This window comes from Streptomyces sp. NBC_01351 (assembly GCF_036237315.1).
Taxonomy (GTDB): domain Bacteria; phylum Actinomycetota; class Actinomycetes; order Streptomycetales; family Streptomycetaceae; genus Streptomyces.
The window spans coordinates 5494032-5510463 of the sequence record NZ_CP108356.1; the positions used below are offsets into that span (position 1 = coordinate 5494032).

A 16432-nucleotide genomic window follows, 5' to 3' on the forward strand; every position below is an offset into this window, starting at 1 on the left:
CATGGCAACGGACGGGGCAGTGCAACTGGCGGTGGTCGAGGGGGTGCTCGAGCGCATCACCTACGCCAATGAGGAGAGCGGGTACACGGTCGCCCGGGTCGACACCGGCCGCGGCGCCGGGGACCTGCTCACCGTCGTCGGGTCACTGCTGGGCGCGCAGCCGGGCGAATCGCTGCGGCTGGAGGGGCGTTGGGGCTCCCATCCGCAGTACGGCAGGCAGTTCACCGTGGAGAACTACCGGACCGTGCTGCCCGCGACCATCCAGGGCATCCGCCGGTATCTGGGGTCCGGCCTGATCAAGGGCATCGGGCCGAAGATCGCCGACCGGATCGTGGAGCACTTCGGCACCGACACCCTCGACGTCATCGAGGAGCAGCCGAAGCGGCTCATCGAGGTGCCCGGGCTCGGCCCCAAGCGGACGAAGCTGATCGGCGCCGCGTGGGAGGAGCAGAAGGCCATCAAGGAGGTCATGGTCTTCCTCCAGGGAGTCGGCGTCTCCACCTCCATCGCCGTGCGCATCTACAAGAAGTACGCCGACGCCTCCATTTCCGTGGTGAAGAACCAGCCCTACCGGCTCGCCGCCGACGTGTGGGGCATCGGCTTCCTGACCGCCGACCGCATCGCCCAGGCCGTGGGCATCCCGCACGACAGCCCTGAGCGGGTCAAGGCCGGGCTCCAGTACGCCCTGTCGCAATCCGCCGACCAGGGGCACTGCTTCCTGCCCCAGGAGAAGCTCATCGCCGACGGGGTCAAGCTGCTGCAGGTGGACACCGGGCTGGTCATCGAGTGCCTGGCCGAGCTCGCCGCCGATCCGGAAGGGGTCGTACGGGAATCCGTACCCGATCCGCAGGGCGGGCCGGATCCGCTGACCGCCGTGTACCTGGTGCCCTTCCACCGGGCCGAGCTGTCGCTGGTCGGGCAGGTCCGCCGGCTCCTGAACGCCGAGGACGACCGGTTGTCCGGGTTCCGGGACGTGGACTGGGACAAGGCGCTCCGCTGGCTCGCCGGGCGGACCGGGGCCGACCTGGCTCCCGAGCAGCGGGACGCGGTCAAGCTGGCGCTGACCCGGCGGGTCGCGGTCCTCACGGGCGGGCCGGGCTGCGGAAAGTCGTTCACCGTGCGCTCGATCGTCGAGCTGGCCCGGGCCAAGAAGGCGAAGGTGGTGCTGGCCGCACCCACCGGCCGGGCGGCGAAGCGACTGGCCGAGCTCACCGGGGCGGAGGCCTCCACCGTGCACCGGCTGCTGGAACTCAAACCGGGAGGGGACGCGGCGTACGACCGGGAGCGGCCGCTGGACGCGGACCTGGTCGTGGTGGACGAGGCCTCGATGCTGGACCTGCTGCTGGCGAACAAACTGGTCAAGGCCGTGGCGCCGGGTGCGCACCTGCTGCTCGTGGGCGATGTGGACCAGCTGCCGTCGGTGGGCGCCGGGGAGGTGCTGCGGGACCTGCTGGCCGAGGACGGCCCGGTGCCCGCGGTCCGGCTGACCCGGATCTTCCGGCAGGCCCAGCAGTCGGGGGTGGTCACCAACGCCCACCGGATCAACACCGGCCTGCCGCCGATCACCGACGGGCTGCCGGACTTCTTCCTCTTCCCCGAGGAGGACACGGAGGCGGCGGGAGTGCTCGCCGTGGACGTGGCGGCCCGAAGGGTTCCGGCCAGATTCGGGCTCGACCCGCGCCGCGACGTCCAGGTGCTCGCCCCCATGCACCGGGGCCCGGCCGGCGCCGCAAACCTCAACGGCCTGCTCCAGCAGGCCATGACGCCGGCCCGGCCGAACCTGCCCGAGAAGCGGTTCGGCGGGCGGGTCTTCCGGGTGGGTGACAAGGTCACCCAGATCCGGAACAACTACGAGAAGGGAGCCAATGGTGTGTTCAACGGCACCGTGGGCGTCGTCACCGGCCTAGACCTCGACGAACAGCGTCTGACGGTACGGACGGAGGAGGACGAGGAGATTGCATACGAGTTCGCGGAGCTCGACGAGCTGGCCCACGCGTACGCCGTCACCATCCACCGTTCCCAGGGGAGTGAATATCCGGCGGTCGTGATCCCGGTCACCACCGGTGCTTGGATGATGCTCCAGCGGAATCTGCTGTACACGGCGGTCACGAGGGCGAAGAAACTGGTCGTCCTCGTCGGGTCCCGCAAAGCCCTCGCCCAAGCGGTGCGTACCGTTTCCGCAGGCAGGAGGTACACAGCTGTGGCGCCGAGGCTGTCCGGCCGGATACCGGTGGGAAACATCACCTAGATGATCGATCATTTGGGGTTCCGCCACTGGTGCGGAGGGGGCAGGATGAGCAGCTTGACGGCACTGAGTGCCGTCAAAAGCACCAAAGGCCGACCCCGAGTGCACTCTCCTGCGCCAAATGGGGGAAGGTAGAGGCAGTCAGGGCACCTCGAAGAAGAGGCACTACGTCGGTGAGGGATGACGTGAGCGACAACTCTGTAGTACTCCGGTACGCGGACGGTGAATACACCTACCCGGTGGTCGACAGCACCGTCGGTGACCAGGGCTTCGACATCTCGAAGCTGCGGGCCCAGACCGGGCTCGTCACCTTGGACAGCGGCTACGGCAACACCGCGGCCTACAAGTCCGCGATCACCTACCTCGATGGTGAGCAGGGCATCCTGCGTTACCGCGGTTACCCGATCGAGCAGCTGGCCGAGCGTTCGACCTTCATCGAGGTCGCCTACCTGCTGATCAACGGGGAGCTGCCGACCGTCGACCAGCTCGCGTCGTTCCGCAACGAGATCACCCAGCACACGCTGCTGCACGAGGACGTCAAGCGCTTCTACGACGGCTTCCCGCGTGACGCGCACCCGATGGCGATGCTGTCGTCCGTCGTCAGCGCGCTGTCGACGTTCTACCAGGACAGCCACAACCCCTTCGACGAGCGGCAGCGCAACCTCTCGACGATCCGGCTGCTGGCCAAGCTCCCGACGATCGCCGCGTACGCGTACAAGAAGTCGGTCGGCCACCCGGTGGTCTACCCGCGCAACGACCTCGGCTACGTCGAGAACTTCCTGCGCATGACCTTCTCCGTGCCGGCCCAGGAGTACGACCTGGACCCGGTCGTCGTCGCGGCGCTCGACAAGCTGCTGATCCTGCACGCGGACCACGAGCAGAACTGCTCGACCTCCACCGTGCGTCTGGTCGGCTCCTCGCAGGCGAACATGTTCGCCTCGATCTCCGCCGGCATCTCCGCGCTGTGGGGCCCGCTGCACGGCGGCGCCAACCAGTCGGTGCTGGAGATGCTCGAAGGCATCAAGAACGACGGCGGCGACGTCGACGCCTTCATCCGCAAGGTGAAGAACAAGGAAGACGGCGTCCGCCTCATGGGCTTCGGACACCGCGTCTACAAGAGCTTCGACCCCCGGGCGAAGATCATCAAGGCTGCGGCGCACGACGTCCTCTCCTCGCTCGGCAAGAGCGACGAGCTGCTCGACATCGCGCTCAAGCTGGAAGAGCACGCGCTGGCGGACGAGTACTTCGTCTCGCGCAACCTCTACCCGAACGTGGACTTCTACACCGGCCTGATCTACCGGGCCATGGGCTTCCCGACCGAGATGTTCACCGTGCTCTTCGCGCTCGGCCGTCTTCCCGGCTGGATCGCCCAGTGGCACGAGATGATCAAGGAGCCGGGATCCCGCATCGGCCGCCCGCGCCAGATCTACACGGGCGAGGTCCTGCGAGAGTTCGTCCCCGTCGAGGCCCGCTGACCCGAGGTCCTCACCGGCGCGCCGCCGAGCGGCGCGCCGGGCACGCCAGGCATGCGAAAAGCGCCCCGCCGTCGATCCCCCCACGGGTCGACGGTCGGGGCGCTTTCCTTTCCCCGGTACGGATTCCCCCCACGGGACCCGAGCCGGGGCGTCGGTGGTGCCGGGGTTCGGGTCCGGGCGGCCGCTCAAGGCTCCCCGTCCGCGAATCCCGGCCGGCCGATACCCCTGAACGTCCCCCAAGACGTTCCTGGCATCGCCCCATTAGACCCACCACGACCCCGGATGGTTACGTTGCGGTCACTGTGATCTGCGTCTCCCGTGAAGGAACTGTATGGACGGTGGGGAGACGCTCCACTAACGGAAGGAGCGCAGCCGCAGGCTGTTGGTGACCACGAAGACCGAGGAGAAGGCCATCGCGGCCCCCGCGATCATCGGGTTGAGCAGTCCGGCGGCCGCCAGCGGCAGGGCCGCCACGTTGTAGCCGAAGGCCCAGAACAGGTTCCCCTTGATGGTGGCCAGGGTCCGGCGCGACAGCCGGATCGCGTCGGCCGCCACCCGCAGGTCTCCCCGTACGAGGGTCAGGTCGCCGGCCTCGATGGCCGCGTCGGTGCCGGTGCCCATCGCCAGGCCCAGGTCCGCCTGGGCCAGGGCGGCCGCGTCGTTGACCCCGTCGCCGACCATGGCGACCGTACGGCCCTCCGCCTGCAGGCGGCGTACGACGTCCACCTTGTCCTGCGGGAGCACCTCGGCGATCACCTCGTCGATGCCCACCTCGCGGGCCACCGTCTCGGCGACGGCCTGGTTGTCCCCGGTCAGCAGGATCGGGGTCAGGCCCAGTGCCCGCAGCCGGGAGACCGCCTCCGCGCTGGTCTCCTTGACGGCGTCGGCCACGGTCAGGACCCCGCGCGCCTCTCCGTCCCAGGCCACCAGCACGGCGGTGCTGCCCGCCGCCTCGGCGGCCGCCTTGGCCTGGGCGAGACCCTCCGGCAGGGCGATCGCCCAGTCGGCGAGCAGCCGCTCGCGGCCCACCAGGACGGCGTGCCCGTCGACCACGCCCTGCACGCCGAGGCCGGCGAGGTTTTCAAAGGAAGCAGGTGCCTCGAAGCCCTCCGGGACCGGCAGGGCGCCCGCCCGCTCCACGGCCCCGGTGGCGATGGCCCGGGCGATCGGGTGCTCGGAGGCGTGCTCCAGGGAACCCGCGAGCCGCAGCAGCTCCTTCTCGTCCACGCCCTCGGCGGTGTGCACGCCGGCCAGGGTCATCCGGCCGGTGGTGACGGTCCCGGTCTTGTCCAGCACGATCGTGTCCACGCGGCGGGTGGACTCCAGTACCTCGGGGCCCTTGATCAGGATGCCGAGCTGCGCGCCCCGGCCGGTGCCCACCATCAGTGCGGTCGGCGTGGCCAGGCCCAGGGCGCAGGGGCAGGCGATGATCAGGACGGCCACGGCGGCGGAGAAGGCGGCGGTGGCGTCGCCGGTGATCAGCAGCCAGGTGACCCAGGTGCCCAGCGCCAGGACCAGCACGATCGGCACGAAGATCCCGGAGATCCGGTCGGCGAGGCGCTGCACCTCGGCCTTGCCGTTCTGCGCGTCCTCGACGAGCTTGGCCATCCGGGCCAGTTGGGTGTCGGAGCCGATCCGGGTGGCCTCGACGACCAGGCGCCCGGAGGCGTTGACGGTGGCGCCGGTGACCGGGTCCCCGACGGAGACCTCGACCGGTACGGACTCGCCGGTCAGCATGGAGGCGTCCACGGCGGAGCTGCCCTCGACGACCGTGCCGTCGGTGGCGATCTTCTCGCCGGGCCGGACGACGAACCGGTCGCCGACCGCGAGCTGCGCCACGGGGATCCGTACCTCGGCGCCGCCGCGCAGCACGGCCACGTCCTTGGCGCCCAGCTCCAGCAGGGCCTTGAGGGCCGCACCCGCCTTCCGCTTGGAACGGGCCTCCAGGTAGCGGCCGAGCAGGATGAAGGAGACGACCCCGGCCGCGACCTCCAGGTAGATGGCGGAGGAGCCGTCCGTACGGGAGATGGTGAGGTCGAAGCCGTGGCGCATGCCGGGCATGCCCGCGTGACCGAAGAACAGGGCCCACAGCGACCAGGCGAAGGCGGCCAGGGTGCCGACCGAGACCAGCGTGTCCATGGTGGCGGCGCCGTGCCGGGCGTTGGTCCACGCGGCCTTGTGGAAGGGGTACGCCCCCCAGACGACGACGGGGGCGGCGAGGGTCAGCGAGAGCCACTGCCAGTTGTCGAACTGGAGGGAGGGGACCATCGACAGCAGGACGACGGGCAGCGCGAGGGCGGCCGAGACGAGCAGCCGGTGGCGCAGCGCGGCCAGTTCGGGGTCGCGCACGGCCTCCGTCTCCGGACGCTCCGGTTCCTGAAGGGGCTCCGGGGGCGGGGGCTCCTCGGCGGTGTACCCGGTCTTCACGACGGTCGCGATCAGGTCGGCGACCTGGACGTCACCGCTGTAGGAGACCTTCGCCTTCTCCGTGGCGTAGTTCACCGTGGCCTCGACGCCGTCCATCCGGTTGAGCTTCTTCTCGATGCGGGCCGCGCAGGAGGCGCAGGTCATCCCGCCGATCGAGAGTTCCACCGCCGCTATGGGCCCGTCGTGCACTGTGCTGGTCATCTTCCGGCTCCAGGGGGATGGCCGGGCCGTACGGAACCAGTATGAGCTGGCCGGTACGGCCCGGCGGAATACTGCGGGTACTTGCCGGTACCGCGGGTACTGCAGGGTGCTGCGGGGTGTTGCGGGAAGCGTCAGGCCTTGCCGACGAGCTCGTAGCCGGCCTCGTCGACGGCGGCGCGGACGTCCTCGTCGGAGAGCGGGGCGGCGGAGACCACGGTGACCTCGCCGGTGGCGGCGACGGCCTTGACCGAGCTGACGCCGGGCAGGGCGCTGAGCTCCTTGGTCACCGAGCCCTCGCAGTGCCCGCAGCTCATGCCGGTCACGCGGTAGACGGTGGTGGTCCGGGTGTCCGTCTCGGCGGTCATGTCGTTCTCCTCTTCGGGCGTACGTGTCCGGTCGCCGGGGGGCGTCGGACTGCTCCACCGTCCTCCCGACACTCCGAGACTATACCCCTAGGGGGTATGAATGCGAGCCTCGTGTTGGCAAAACTGGCCGGTATGGGCGAACTGTACGTAAATGGCGGTTATGGATCACTCGGGGAGCCTCGTCCTGATCATGGCCGCGGCCGTACTCGCGCCCCTGCTCGCCTACGGGATCTCGCGCTGGCTGGCCGTACCGCTGGTGATCTTCGAAATCCTGCTGGGGATCCTGCTCGGCCCCGACGTCCTCGGATGGGTACACACCGGCGAGGTGGTCGACGTACTGAGCGACCTCGGCCTCGCGATGCTGATCTTCCTGGCCGGCTACGAGCTCGAATTCGACCGGGTCAAGGGGGACACCCTCAAGAGGTCGGTGTGGGCCTGGCTGATCGCCCTCGCACTGGGCCTCGGCATCGGGACCCTGCTCGCCAACGGGGGCGGCTTCGGCAAGGGCGTCTACGTCGGCACCGCGCTCACCAGCACCGCACTGGGCGCGATCCTGCCCGTACTGAGGGACGCCGGAGACCTCCAGAGCAGGTTCGGCTCCGTGATGATGGCGATGGGCGCGATCGGCGAGTTCGGGCCGATCATCGCCATGGCCCTGCTGCTCAGCGGGCGGGCCCCGGCTCAGTCGGCGGTGCTGCTGGCCGTCTTCGCGGCCATGACGGCGGCAGCGGTCTTCTGGTCGCTGCGCCCCAAGCCGCCCTGGTTCGGCAACGTCATCGCCAAGACCCTGCACAGCAGCGCGCAGTTCGCGGTGCGGCTGGTGGTCCTGCTGCTGGTGTCGATGCTGGCGCTGGCCCAGGTACTCGGCCTCGACATCCTCCTCGGGGCCTTCGCGGCCGGGCTCATCACCCGGCTCGTGCTGCAGGGGGCCGCCCCGGAGAGCAGCGGGACCGTGCTGTCGAAGGTGGAGGCCATGGGCTTCGGCTTCCTTGTGCCGGTGTTCTTCGTCGTCACCGGCGTCGAGTTCGACCTCGAGGCACTGCTCGCGGGCGGACGGGAGCTCCTGCTGCTGCCGCTGTTCCTGCTGCTGTTCCTGGTGGTGCGCGGGCTGCCGATCTGGGTGCTGGCCCCGAAGGACCTGGACCGCAAGGACCGGTCGGCGCTGGTGCTGTTCGGCTCCACCGCACTGCCGCTGGTGGTGGCGATCACCACGCTCGGGGTGGAGGACGGGGCGGTCGACCCGGGGGAGGCCGCCGCGCTGGTGGGGGCCGGAATGCTGTCGGTACTGGTGTTCCCGCTGGTGGGGCTGCGGCTACGGGACCGCGTACGGGCCAAGGAAGGAACCCGCGTCGGCGGCGAGGAGTCCTGGTGAGCGGGGCCGGGCGGGCCCCGCTCGTCCGGTAGGCCGCTCAGTCCTCGCGGCGCCCCCGGTTGCGGGGCCGACGGGCCACCCACGCGCGGACGGTGTCGGCGTACCAGTAGGGCTTGCCCCCCTGCACCTGGTCGGGCGGGGGGAGGAGCCCGTGCTTGCGGTAGGAGCGCACGGTGTCCGGCTGGACCCGGATGTGGGCCGCGATCTCCTTGTACGACCACAACTGTCGGTCGCTCATCCCAGACACCTCCTTGTCCACGCCGCAGGGCCGGCCGGGAGGCCGTCGGGGGAGCCGGCGCGTGGACACTGACGATCACTCGCGTTGTGCCCGGGGAACGACGGGGAGCGAAGTCAGGGGAGGGGCTGTCGAACCCCTGTGACGGAAGACCCGCGTAACGCGGACATGCGTGACAGGAGGGAGACCCCTGTGACGGATGCGGCACAGGGGTCTGGGGTGGAGCGGCCCGCCGGGGAGCCGCCTGCGGTCCGCGTCGGCGTCGGCGTCGGCTTCCGCGTCAGCGGTCAGGTCAGCGGTACAGCGGGGGCCGTTCCGCCAGTTCCACCTCGGTCCGTACGCCGCCACGCGCGGCCGCCAGTCCCGCCTCCGAGACGGCCGCCGCCGCGTACCCGTCCCAGGCGTCGGGCCCCGCCACCCGGCCGCGCGCGGCCGCGGCCACCCAGCGGCGCAGCTGGCGGTCGTAGGCGTCGGCGAACCGCACCGTGAAGTCCTGGTCGATCTCGCCGCCCCAGCGGCCCGCCGACTGCACCACCATCGCGTGGCCGTCCCCGATCCGGGCGCTGCCCGACTCGCCGACCGCCTCGCACTGCACCTGGTAGCCGAAACCGCAGTTCACGAAGATCTCCACGTCGACCACGGCCCCGCCCGAGGTCTCCAGCAGCACCAGCCGGGGATCGCGCAGCCCCTCCGGGGCGGCCGCCGTGGGCCGCGGGGAGAGCACCGTGACGGCCGTGATCTCCTGCCCCAGCAGCCAGCGGGCCGCGTCCACCTCGTGCACCACCGAATCGCTGATCAGCATGTCGCTGGTGAAGAACGACGGTGAGGCGGCGTTGCGGTGCCGGCAGTGCAGGAAGAGGGGCCGCCCGATCCCGCCCGAGTCCAGCAGCTCCTTCAGCCGCTCGTACTCGGCGTCGAACCGCCGCATGAAACCCACCTGGACGAGCTTGCGGCCCACGCGCTGTTCGGCCTCCAGCACCCGCAGGGCCCCCGCCGGATCCGGGGTCAGCGGCTTCTCGCACAGCACGGGCAGCTCCCGTTCCAGGGCGAGCAGGATCGCTTCCTCGTGGGCGGGCCCGGGGGAGGCGATCAGCACGGCCCGGACCCCGGGGGCGGCTATCGCGGCCGCCGGGTCGGTGTGCGCGCTCGCCCCGTGCAGGGCGCCCGCGATCTCCTTGACCCGGTCCCCGTCCGGATCGGCCACGGCCACCACCCGGGCCCCGCCGACGGTCCGTCCGATCCGGCGGACGTGGTCGGCGCCCATCTTGCCCGTGCCGATGACGGCGATGCCGAGCGTGCTCATGGTCTCTCTCCTCCGGGGAGTCAGCGGGCGCCGCAGGAGCGCAGGTAGTCGCGGGTACGGCGGGCGATCGGCAGCGGCCGGTCGGGCGGACAGGGGTACATGTCCTGCTCGACGATGGCGAAGAGGTCCACGCCGAGCCGCTGGGCGGCGGCCAGTACCGGCTCCAGCGCGGGCACCCCCGAGGGCGGTTCGCACATCACCCCGCGGCCCACGGCCGGCCCGAAGGGCAGCTCCCGCGCCACGACTTCGGCGAGGATCCTCGGGTCCACCTGCTTGAGGTGGAGGTAGCCGATCCGCTCGGCGAAGGCCTCGATCGCCTCGACGCTGTCGCCGCCGCAGTACGCGTAGTGCCCCGTGTCCAGGCAGAGGGAGACCAGGTCCGGGTCGGTGGCGTCCAGGAAGCGCGCCACGTTGTCCGGGGTGTCGATGTGGGTGTCCGCGTGCGGATGGACGACGATCCGCAGCCCGTACCGCTCCCGGACCTCCCGGCCCAGGCGCTCGGTCTGGGAGGCCAGTTCGCGCCATTGGCCGGGGGTCAGGGTGCGGTCCTCCAACACCTCGCCGGTCTTGTCGTCCCGCCAGAAGGAGGGGATGACCACGAGGTGCGCCGCGCCCATGGCCTGCGTCAGCGCCGCGATCCGCGACACGTGCGCCCAGGTGTCCTCCCACACGGCGGGGCCGTGATGGAGTCCGGTGAAGACGGTGCCGGCCGAGACCCGCAGCCCGCGCTTCGCGGTCTCCTCGGCGAGGTGGGCGGGGTCGGTGGGCAGATAGCCGTACGGGCCGAGCTCGATCCACTCGTACCCGGCGTCCGCGACCTCGTCGAGGAAGCGCTCCCAGGGGGTCTGCCGCGGGTCGTCGGGAAACCAGACACCCCAGGAGTCCGGAGCCGAACCGACACGGATACGGGTCAACGCGGGCGGGGAGGACGTCATAGCGGCCACCTTAGGTGGAGGACGAGTGGGAGGACTGACAGTGACCGGGACCGGCGATCCGTTGGAGTTCGACCTGATCACGATGGGCCGGATCGGGGTGGATCTCTACCCGTTGACGACCGGGGTATCACTGGCCGAGGTGGACACCTTCGGCAAGTTCCTCGGCGGCTCCCCGACCAACGTGGCCGTCGCGGCGGCCCGGCTGGGGCGGCGGGCGGCGGTCATCACCCGCACCGGGGCGGACCCCTTCGGCGCGTATCTGCGTGCGGAGCTGCGGGGGTTCGGGGTCGACGACCGGTGGGTGGAGGAGGTCGCCGGGGTCCCCACGCCGATCACCTTCTGCGAGGTCTTCCCGCCGGACCGGTTCCCGCTGTACTTCTACCGGCTGCCGAAGGCGCCCGACCTGGAGATCGAGGTGGGGGAGGTGGACCTGGCGGCGGTGCGGGCCGCGCGGGTGTTCTGGATGACCGGGACGGGGCTGAGCGAGGAGCCCTCGCGGGCGGCGACGCTGGCGGCGCTGGAATCCCGTTCCCGGAGGGGGACGACGGTGTTCGACCTGGACTGGCGGCCGATGCTGTGGCGGGAGAAGCCGGAGCCGTACTACGAGCGGGCGTTGGCGGCGGCGACGGTGGCCGTCGGGAACCCGGAGGAGTGCGAGATCGCCACGGGGCGGTCGGAGCCGTGGGCGGCGGCGCGGGCGCTGATCGCCTCCGGCGTGGAGCTGGCGGTGGTCAAGCGGGGCCCGGAGGGCGTGCTCGCGGTGCACCGCGACGGGACGGTGGCGGAGGTGCCGCCGGTGCCGGTGGAGGTGGTGAACGGGCTGGGGGCGGGCGACGCGTTCGGCGGGGCGCTGTGCCACGGGCTGCTGGCGGGGTGGCCGCTGGAGGCGGTCATGCGGTACGCGAACGCGGCGGGGGCCATTGTGGCCTCGCGCCTGGCGTGTTCCACGGCGATGCCGTTCGCGGTGGAGGTCGAGGAGGTGTTGGGGCGTGCCGGTGGTGTCTGAGTGGGGGATGGAGTGGACGCGGCTGGTGGTGCTGGAGCTGGCTCCGGGGGAGGTGTACGCGCACGAGTGCGGGGACGCGGAGTGGATCGTGCTGCCGTTGCGGGGTGGGTGCCGGGTCCGCTGCGCGGATGCTCCGGGGCCTGGTGGTGCGGCGGGGCCGGATGGTGCGCCGGGGCCGCGAGACCGGGGCTCCGCCCCGGACCCCGCTCCTCAAACGCCGGAGGGGCTGGATTCGTCCCGGCCGGGGTCGGCCGGTGCGCCAGGCGGGAGTAACCGGGCCTCAGCCGAGGGACGGCATCGGCCAAATCCAGCCTCGCCGGCGTTTGAGGCGCGGGGGTTCGGGGGCGGAGCCCCCGCAGCGGCGCCGCAGGTGTTCGAACTGCGGGGGCGGACAGGGGTGTTCGACGCCGTCAGTGACTTCGTCTATGTGCCGCGCGATGGCCGCGTTGAGATCGAGGCGGCCCAAGGAGGGCGGTTCGCGCTCGCGGGGGCCCGGTGCGAGCGGCGGCTGCCCGCGCGGTACGGGGCGGCCGAGAGCGTGCCCGTAGAGCTCCGCGGGGCCGGGAATTGCTCCCGCCAGGTCAACAACTTCGGCGCGGCGCACGCCTTCCCCGCCGACCGGCTCATCGCCGTCGAGGTGCTCACCCCCGGCGGGAACTGGTCCTCGTACCCGCCCCACAAGCACGACACGCCCGCCCCCGGCGAGGAGTCCCGGCTGGAGGAGATCTACTACTTCGAGATCGCCCCTCACGGGGACACCCCCGGGGTCGGCTACCAGCGCGTCACGCCCTCCCCGGCGGGGAAGACCGACATCCTGGCCGAAGTGAGGAGCGGGGACGCCGTGCTGATCCCCGACGGCTGGCACGGGCCGTCCATCGCCGCCCCGGGGCACGACATGTACTACCTGAACGTGATGGCCGGGCCGCCCGGCGAGCCCCGGGAGTGGCTGATCCGGGACCACCCCGACCACGCCTGGATCCGCGGCAGCTGGGACGGGCAGGACACCGACCCCCGGCTGCCCTTCCCCGCAGCAGAGGAGGAGAACCGATGAGGCTCACCGTCGCCCAGGCGCTCGTACGGTTCCTCAGCCGGCAGTACGCCGAGCGCGACGGCCGGCGGCACCGGCTGATCGCCGCCACCTGGGGGATCTTCGGGCACGGGAACGTCGCCGGGATCGGGCAGGCGCTGCTGGAGACCGGCGCGCGGGACATGCCCTTCTTCCAGGGGCGCAACGAACAGGCCATGGTGCACGCCGCCGTCGGGTACGCCCGGCAGAGCGGGCGGCTGTCGGCCCATGCCGTGACCACCTCCATCGGGCCCGGTGCCACCAACCTCGTCACCGGCGCGGCCGGAGCGACCATCAACCGCATTCCGGTGCTCCTGCTGCCCGGGGACACCTTCGCGACCCGCCCCGCCGATCCCGTGCTGCAGCAGCTGGAGGTTCCGGAGGCGGGGGACGTCACCGTCAACGACACCCTGCGGCCCGTCTCCCGCTACTTCGACCGGATCACCCGCCCCGAAGCGCTGATCCCGGCCGCCCTGCAGGCCATGCGGGTGCTCACCGACCCGGTGCGCACCGGCGCCGTCACCCTCGCGCTGCCGCAGGACGTGCAGGCCGAGGCGTACGACTGGCCCGAGGAGTTCTTCGCCGAGCGGGTGTGGGGCGTACGCCGGCCCCGGCCCGACCGCGCCGAGCTCGCCGCCGCCGCGGCCGCCGTACGGGGCTCCGCGCGGCCCCTGATCGTCGCGGGCGGCGGGATCCGGCACAGCGGGGCGGGGGCCGTGCTGGCGGAGTTCGCCGGGGCCACCGGGATCCCCGTGGCCACGACCCAGGCGGGCAAGGGCGTGCTCCCGTACGACCACCCGGCCGAGGTCGGCGGGATCGGGCACACGGGCACGGCCACCGCCAACGGGCTGGCCCGCGAGGCCGACCTGGTGATCGCGGCCGGGACCCGGCTGACGGACTTCACCACGGCCTCCGCGACCCTCTTCCAGAACCCGGCCGTCCGGTTCCTCGGCCTCAACCTCGACCCCTACGACGCCCACAAGCTGGCCGCCCTGCCGCTGGTCGCCGATGCCCTTGAGGGCCTGGACGAACTGCGCGGGGCGGTCGCCGGGTACCGGGTGGATCCCGCGTACGCGGCCGCGTACGGGGAGGGGAAGCGGGAGTGGGAGCGGCGGGTCGACGCCGCCTGGGCCGCCACCGACGAGGAGCTGCCGCCCACGCAGGCGCAGGTGCTCGGGGTGCTCGACTCGCTGGTCGACGCGAGCGACGTCCTCGTCAACGCCGCCGGCTCGCTCCCCGGGGACCTGCACAAGCTGTGGCGGGCCCGCTCGACCGACCAGTACCACCTGGAGTACGGGTACTCCTGCATGGGCTACGAGATCCCGGCCGCGATCGGGGTGGCCCTGGCCGCGCCCGGCCGCCCGGTGTGGGCGCTGGTCGGCGACGGCACGTACCTGATGAACCCGACCGAGATCGTGACGGCCGTGCAGGAGGGCGTTCCGATCAAGCTGGTGGTCCTCGACAACCACGGGTACGCGTCCATCGGGGGGCTCTCGGGGGCCGTGGGCGGCGAGGGGTTCGCCGCCGCGTACCGCTTCCGGGCGCCCGACGGCTCGTACAGTGGAGAACCCCTTCCGGTGGACATCGCGGCCAACGCGGGCTCCCTCGGGATGGCAGTGATCCGCGCCGGCACGGTGCGTGACCTGCGTGAAGCCCTGACCGTCGCGCGCTCGGCAACCTGTCCCACATGTGTCTACGTACAGACCCGAACGCCCGACACTGTGTCGGGCCCGCCCCCCGCACAGGCGTGGTGGGATGTTCCTGTGGCCGAGACCGCGAACCGCAAAGAGGCGGCCCAGGCCCGTGAAGAGTACGACCGGCAAGCCGCTCAGCGACGTCGCCATCTGTGAAGGAGCAAAAGGGATGAAGACCGTCAACCACTGGATCGGTGGCAAGACCGTCGAGGGCGCGTCGGGCAACTACGGCCCGGTCACCGACCCGGCCACCGGCGAGGTCACCACGCAGGTCGCGCTCGCCTCGGCCGAAGAGGTCGACGCGGCGGTACAGGTCGCGAAGGAGGCGTACCTGAGCTGGGGCCAGTCCTCACTGGCCGCCCGCACCAAGGTGCTCTTCGCCTACCGCGCGCTGCTGGACGCCAACCGCGACGCCATCGCCGAGCTGATCACCGCAGAGCACGGCAAGGTGCACTCGGACGCGCTGGGCGAGGTCGCCCGGGGCCTGGAGATCGTCGAGCTGGCCTGCGGGATCACCACGCAGCTCAAGGGCGAGCTGTCGACGTCGGTGTCCAACCGCGTGGACGTCTCCTCGATCCGCCAGCCGCTGGGCGTCGTCGCCGGCATCACCCCGTTCAACTTCCCGGCGATGGTGCCGATGTGGATGTTCCCGCTGGCCGTGGCCTGCGGAAACACCTTCATCCTCAAGCCGAGCGAGAAGGACCCCTCGGCCTCCCTCAAGCTGGCCGAGCTGGCCACCGAGGCCGGGCTGCCGGCGGGCGTGCTGAACGTCGTCCACGGTGACAAGGTCGCCGTCGACGCGCTGCTGGCGCACCCCGACATCGCGGCCGTCTCCTTCGTGGGCTCGACCCCGATCGCCCGCCACATCCACACCACCGCCTCCGCCAACGGCAAGCGCGTACAGGCGCTGGGCGGCGCCAAGAACCACATGCTGGTGCTGCCGGACGCCGACCTGGACGCGGCCGCCGACGCGGCGGTCTCCGCGGCCTACGGCTCGGCCGGCGAGCGCTGCATGGCGATCTCCGCCGTCGTGGCCGTCGGCGCCATCGCCGACACCCTCGTCGACAAGATCCGCGAGCGCGCCGAGAAGATCAAGATCGGCCCCGGCAACGACCCGACCTCCGAGATGGGCCCGCTGATCACGGCCGCCCACCGCGACAAGGTCGCCTCGTACGTGAAGGGCGCGGCCGCCCAGGGCGCCGACGTGGTCCTGGACGGCACCGGCTACACGGTGGAGGGCAACGAGAACGGCCACTGGATCGGCCTGTCCCTGCTCGACAACGTGCGGACCGACTCCGACGCCTACCGCGACGAGATCTTCGGCCCGGTGCTCTGCGTCCTGCGCACGGAGACCTACGAGGAGGGCGTGGCCCTCATCAACGCCTCGCCGTTCGGCAACGGCACCGCGATCTTCACCCGCGACGGCGGCGCGGCCCGCCGCTTCCAGCTGGAGATCGAGGCGGGCATGGTCGGCGTCAACGTGCCGATCCCGGTGCCGGTGGGCTACCACTCCTTCGGTGGCTGGAAGGACTCGCTCTTCGGCGACCACCACATCTACGGCAACGACGGCATCCACTTCTACACCCGCGGCAAGGTCGTCACGACCCGCTGGCCGGACCCGGCCGACGCCCCGGCGGGCGTGGACCTGGGCTTCCCCCGCAACCACTGACCGGCCACCGACCCCCGTAGGACCACTCGCCCCCCGCAACCCTCACCGCGGGGGGCGAGTCCGTTTCCGGCAGGCCGGTCCGTCATGCCGGTCCGTCAGGGCAGCAGCGACCAGACGTCCGTACTGGTACGGCAGCCGCAGCACGGAGTCCAGCGCGCCCACCACCCGGGCCAGGTTGCGGTGGTGCGCCGGGAGACCCCACTCGGCGGTGACGTCCCGGGCGCGGCCGCGAAGTCCGCCGCGAAGTTCAGGCCGCCGCCGGGCAGGAGGTACGCGATCCCGTGCGGGGGCCGGGTCGTGTCGGCGACCACGTCCACCGTGATGGGGGCCGGGGCCGGAGCTGCGGTTTGTGGCGGGCCGGGTGTCGCTGTGGTCCTGGTCCATCGCCTGTGTGGCTCCCCGTGTCGGTGATGGCCGGATGCCGTCACCGGGGGACGCC

The 16432-nt window shown here is 71.7% G+C and carries 13 protein-coding genes; 7 read left to right on the forward strand and 6 right to left on the reverse strand.

What is annotated here, in order from left to right; translation table 11 throughout:
• Position 1 precedes the first annotated feature (1 nt).
• Both recD2 and OG625_RS25325 read left to right on the forward strand, forming a co-directional pair.
• The gene (gene recD2, locus OG625_RS25320; protein ID WP_329385369.1) at positions 2-2248 is read left to right on the forward strand and encodes an SF1B family DNA helicase RecD2; all 2247 of its coding nucleotides are present in this window, start codon (positions 2-4) and stop codon (positions 2246-2248) included.
• A 182-nt stretch (positions 2249-2430) separates the two neighbouring features.
• Entirely contained in the window at positions 2431-3720 is a 1290-nt protein-coding gene (locus OG625_RS25325; RefSeq protein WP_329385372.1) for a citrate synthase, read from the forward strand.
• A gap of 354 nt (positions 3721-4074) precedes the next feature.
• On the opposite strand, the gene OG625_RS25330 is transcribed toward OG625_RS25325, so the two are convergent.
• Both OG625_RS25330 and OG625_RS25335 read right to left on the reverse strand, forming a co-directional pair.
• On the reverse strand, positions 4075-6348 hold the full coding sequence (locus OG625_RS25330; RefSeq protein ID WP_329385374.1) for a heavy metal translocating P-type ATPase: 2274 nt from the start codon (positions 6346-6348) through the stop codon (positions 4075-4077).
• A 131-nt stretch (positions 6349-6479) separates the two neighbouring features.
• A complete protein-coding gene (locus OG625_RS25335) occupies positions 6480-6713 on the reverse strand; it encodes a heavy-metal-associated domain-containing protein (RefSeq protein WP_329385377.1) in 234 nt (77 codons plus the stop codon).
• A gap of 160 nt (positions 6714-6873) precedes the next feature.
• Here OG625_RS25335 and OG625_RS25340 point away from each other — a divergent pair, with 160 nt between their 5' ends.
• Positions 6874-8085, forward strand: a complete 1212-nt coding sequence (locus OG625_RS25340) for a cation:proton antiporter (protein ID WP_329390936.1) — start codon at positions 6874-6876, stop codon at positions 8083-8085.
• 37 nt (positions 8086-8122) lie between these two features.
• Here OG625_RS25340 and OG625_RS25345 read toward each other — a convergent pair whose 3' ends face one another.
• From OG625_RS25345 to OG625_RS25355, 3 genes are all read right to left on the reverse strand, one after another.
• A complete protein-coding gene (locus OG625_RS25345; RefSeq protein ID WP_329385379.1) occupies positions 8123-8323 on the reverse strand; it encodes a helix-turn-helix transcriptional regulator in 201 nt (66 codons plus the stop codon).
• Between the two features lie 289 nt (positions 8324-8612).
• Positions 8613-9623, reverse strand: coding sequence for a Gfo/Idh/MocA family protein (locus OG625_RS25350; protein WP_329385380.1), 1011 nt, complete (start codon positions 9621-9623; stop codon positions 8613-8615).
• A gap of 20 nt (positions 9624-9643) precedes the next feature.
• Complete coding sequence (locus OG625_RS25355; protein ID WP_329385384.1) at positions 9644-10558, reverse strand: sugar phosphate isomerase/epimerase family protein; 915 nt, start codon at positions 10556-10558, stop codon at positions 9644-9646.
• 25 nt (positions 10559-10583) lie between these two features.
• Between OG625_RS25355 and iolC the strand changes: the two genes are divergently transcribed.
• Genes iolC through OG625_RS25375 form a run of 4 tightly spaced genes read left to right on the forward strand, consistent with a single transcriptional unit; the run spans position 10584 to position 15993 of the window.
• Positions 10584-11564: a 5-dehydro-2-deoxygluconokinase gene (gene iolC, locus OG625_RS25360; protein ID WP_329385387.1), complete on the forward strand. Its 981-nt coding sequence runs from the start codon at positions 10584-10586 to the stop codon at positions 11562-11564.
• 7 nt (positions 11565-11571) lie between these two features.
• Positions 11572-12615: a 5-deoxy-glucuronate isomerase gene (iolB, locus tag OG625_RS25365; protein WP_329390938.1), complete on the forward strand. Its 1044-nt coding sequence runs from the start codon at positions 11572-11574 to the stop codon at positions 12613-12615.
• A complete protein-coding gene (gene iolD, locus OG625_RS25370; RefSeq protein WP_329385392.1) occupies positions 12612-14480 on the forward strand; it encodes a 3D-(3,5/4)-trihydroxycyclohexane-1,2-dione acylhydrolase (decyclizing) in 1869 nt (622 codons plus the stop codon). Before iolB ends, iolD begins: the two co-directional genes overlap by 4 nt.
• A gap of 13 nt (positions 14481-14493) precedes the next feature.
• Positions 14494-15993, forward strand: coding sequence for a CoA-acylating methylmalonate-semialdehyde dehydrogenase (locus OG625_RS25375; RefSeq protein WP_329385396.1), 1500 nt, complete (start codon positions 14494-14496; stop codon positions 15991-15993).
• Between the two features lie 95 nt (positions 15994-16088).
• On the opposite strand, the gene OG625_RS25380 is transcribed toward OG625_RS25375, so the two are convergent.
• Complete coding sequence (locus OG625_RS25380) at positions 16089-16304, reverse strand: hypothetical protein (protein WP_329385399.1); 216 nt, start codon at positions 16302-16304, stop codon at positions 16089-16091.
• Positions 16305-16432 lie beyond the last annotated feature (128 nt).